The following is a 3,270-nucleotide window of genomic DNA, read 5'->3' on the forward strand; positions in this document are numbered from 1 at the left end:
CAGATTTAAAGGTGCTGTTTCCAAGACCCCCAAATATTTAGAGCGAAGGTCTGACCCCCACAAAAATTAAAGACCCTAATAACTAGAACGTCTCTTCTTGAGACGTTCTTTTATATGTTATAATCGAGTAGGGTGATCTATATGGCATGGATACAATTACTAATAGACGGTGGAATAGGTTTGATATTAATTATATCTGGAATACTTATGAATATGATTTCTAATAAACATAATAAACAATGTACAAAAAGTGTAGAAGGAAAAGTAATTAGCTATAGTTTTCCAGGAGAATCACATATGTATCCAATAGTGGAATATGCAGTAGATGGTGTAACTTATAAGACTAAAAAGAAATACAAAGGAATTAAGTCTATCAAAGCATCAGGTATACCACTACCAGTTAAATCTAACGCTTTTGAGGATGAAAAAGGATATTTGCATATCAAATCAGGGGCTATTATAAATGTCCGTCAGATGGCAGAAAAACTATGGCCTATCAATAGTAAAATGATTGTTTACTATAATCCAGATAACCCAAAAATATGTTATGTAGACAGACCAATTTATAATAGTTTTGCATCTAAGATGTTTATAATTATGGGTAGTGTTGTAATAGTTATAAGTATTATTGTATTTTTCTTAATGCAACTATAAGTCCGTGGCTTTCAATTCGCACGCTTGCGTGTTAGTTGAAAGCCGTATTTCATTTTATATAAAAAACCGTACAGTTTGGTTTCTGTACGGTGGCAGACTATTTGTTAAATATACAAATCGCTGTGTGTGCCTGTGTTGGCAAGTGTCAGTACTAGAACATCTTCTTCTATGTAGTAAATGAGTAGCCAGTCAGGTAGAATATGACATTCTCGATAACCTGTCCAATCTCCAGATAATGCATGGTCACGACACTTATCAGGTAAGGATTCACCAGTTGCAAGTAAAGTGATAATTTTATTTAATAATTCGATTTTTAACCCACGCTTTATAGCACGTTTATAATCTTTTTTGAAACTGTTTGTATATTTGATGGTATATTTGTTTTCTTTCATCTTTTTAAATCATCAAATAATTCATCAAGGTCATTATAACCTTTTACGGAAGGATCTTTTGCAATTCTTTTCGCTTCTAACATAGCCGCAACAGTTTCTTTGTTAGGTTGTTCTATATTTATTTTGAATGGAATACCACCCTCACGAAGTGACTGGCGTACAAAGATATTAAATGCTGTAGTAAGATTCATACCTAATTCAGAAAATAGTACGTCTGCCTGTGCTTTTAATTCTGTATCCATACGAATACTTACATTTGTTGTATTTCCAGCCATACAATCAACCCCTTTCTAAACACATTTTATATTAAATGCACGAATAATTCAATATATTGCACCTTAAATGAATTACATCTTAGTTATCAAAAAAGTATGAATCGAAACATATCTAAAATGCAAGTGATGGTATAGAAAAGAAAGGGAGATTTAAATATCCATAATTTACAAGTAAATCCATTAATGAAATTATTTTTATACATAAATGCCAAGAAAATTGAAACTGTCATATCTTATTTTGACAATTACCTGTGGAATGCGGGTATTCAAAAAAATATATTATATCTAATTCGTTTAAACCATTTAAGTACATATCTATCATTCCAATAAATAAATCATAAGTTGATATAAGCATACTATTATACTATAGTTATTACATAACGTAAGTTCATACTTACGCAAGGGAGGCATATAATGAATAAAGATCTTACAAAAGGACCTGTTGTAAAATCAATGCTGTTGTTTGCGATACCTATGATACTAGGAAATCTCTTACAACAATGTTACAACATTGCGGATACTTTAATAGTAGGGCAGTTCTTAGGAAAAACAGCTTTAGCTGCAGTCGGTTCTTCTTTTACTCTAATGACCTTCATTACATCTATTATATTAGGCTTGTGTATGGGTAGTGGTGCACTCTTTTCTATTAGATTTGGACAAAGAGATAAACAAGGATTAAAACAGGATCTATGTGCTTCCTTCTTCTTTATCGCCTTCATATCCATATTACTTAATATCATTGCTTATATATGTATAGATGCACTTAAACTCTTCTTAAGCGTGCCTCATGAGGTATGGGGTGATATGAGATGTTATCTCTCATATATCTTTATGGGAATCATTGCGATATTCTTATATAACTTCTTTTCGGCTTATTTAAGATCTATTGGTAATTCAGTCATTCCACTTATCTTTCTTGCCATCTCTTCTATCTTGAATATTATTCTAGATCTCTATTTTGTACTTGTATTAAAGATTGGAGTAGGGGGTGCAGCCCTTGCCACAGTACTTTCTCAATATGTATCAGGTATAGGCATCATGCTTTATACACTACTTAAATATAAAGAAGTACTTGTAATATTTAAAATCAGTTACTTAAAAAGAGAAAGAATCAAACAGATCATCTCTTTTTCACTTCTTACTTGTATCCAGCAATCAGTCATGAATCTAGGAATACTGATGGTACAAGGGTTAGTTAATAGCTTTGGTACAGTTGTTATGGCTGCATTTGCAGCTGCAGTAAAAATAGATGCTTTTGCCTATATGCCAGTACAGGACTTTGGAAATGCTTTTTCTACATTCATTGCTCAAAACTATGGTGCCAAAGAAAAAGAAAGAATACAAAAAGGACTCAAAGAAGCTGTTCGTATCTCTTCAATATTCTGTATAATCATTTCTATTCTAGTTTATATATTTGCGAAACCTTTAATGATGATTTTTATAGATGCAAATGAAACAAGTATCATCCTAGAAGGAGTACGCTACTTAAGAATAGAAGGTGCATTCTATATTGGTATAGGCTGTTTATTCTTGTTATATGGTTTATATCGTGCTTTAGGAAGACCAGGTATGAGTGTTGTTCTGACAGTATTCTCACTTGGTACAAGAGTCGCTTTAGCTTATATTTTATCTTCTATACCAACACTAGGAGTCATTGGTATATGGTGGTCAGTTCCAATAGGCTGGGCACTTGCAGATCTAGTAGGATTAGTATACTACAAAATGAATAAACATAATCTGTTAAGTTTTGAGGGAGGATTATAATGAAATATGCTGGTATTAAGTGATACATCTAAAGGTTAACAGGAGCTTCTCCTGTTTTACATATTGACAGAGATTAACTCTGTTTGATTAAATTGTGGTAGGGAGGACGAAGTGTGAAACAAAAATCAATCAAAACGTATAAAAAAAGACAAACTTAAAAATAAGTTTGAATAATTTAGAAAAAA

General features: G+C 32.0%; 4 protein-coding genes. 2 read left to right on the top strand and 2 right to left on the bottom strand.

Annotation, left to right across the window (positions count from 1 at the left end; all coding sequences use genetic code 11):
* The first annotated feature begins 141 nt into the window (after positions 1-141).
* A complete protein-coding gene (locus ABUA27_RS12365) occupies positions 142-654 on the top strand; it encodes a hypothetical protein (protein WP_349820830.1) in 513 nt (170 codons plus the stop codon).
* A 104-nt stretch (positions 655-758) separates the two neighbouring features.
* Here the strand turns inward: ABUA27_RS12365 and ABUA27_RS12370 are convergent, their stop codons facing one another.
* Both ABUA27_RS12370 and ABUA27_RS12375 read right to left on the bottom strand, forming a co-directional pair.
* Complete coding sequence (locus ABUA27_RS12370; protein WP_129982242.1) at positions 759-1,046, bottom strand: type II toxin-antitoxin system YafQ family toxin; 288 nt, start codon at positions 1,044-1,046, stop codon at positions 759-761.
* Positions 1,043-1,321 (bottom strand): type II toxin-antitoxin system RelB/DinJ family antitoxin, encoded by a 279-nt coding sequence (locus ABUA27_RS12375; RefSeq protein WP_317375593.1) that lies wholly within the window; start codon positions 1,319-1,321, stop codon positions 1,043-1,045. The genes ABUA27_RS12370 and ABUA27_RS12375 overlap by 4 nt, the downstream gene beginning before the upstream one ends.
* Positions 1,322-1,735: 414 nt before the next feature.
* Between ABUA27_RS12375 and ABUA27_RS12380 the strand changes: the two genes are divergently transcribed.
* Complete coding sequence (locus ABUA27_RS12380; protein ID WP_129982347.1) at positions 1,736-3,085, top strand: MATE family efflux transporter; 1,350 nt, start codon at positions 1,736-1,738, stop codon at positions 3,083-3,085.
* The last annotated feature ends 185 nt before the right edge of the window (positions 3,086-3,270 follow it).

Origin of the sequence: Catenibacterium sp. RTP21428st1_D7_RTP21428_210409 (assembly GCF_040227455.1) — a bacterium.
Classification (GTDB): Bacteria; Bacillota_I; Bacilli_A; order Erysipelotrichales; family Coprobacillaceae; genus Catenibacterium; species Catenibacterium mitsuoka_A.

Bases quoted from the DNA above. Each gene is read 5' to 3' on its own strand.
- ABUA27_RS12375 (WP_317375593.1), bottom strand. From the start codon at position 1,321: ATGGCTGGAAATACAACAAATGTAAGTATTCGTATGGATACAGAATTA.
- ABUA27_RS12365 (WP_349820830.1), top strand. From the start codon at position 142: ATGGCATGGATACAATTACTAATAGACGGTGGAATAGGTTTGATATTA.
- ABUA27_RS12370 (WP_129982242.1), bottom strand. From the start codon at position 1,046: ATGAAAGAAAACAAATATACCATCAAATATACAAACAGTTTCAAAAAA.
- ABUA27_RS12380 (WP_129982347.1), top strand. From the start codon at position 1,736: ATGAATAAAGATCTTACAAAAGGACCTGTTGTAAAATCAATGCTGTTG.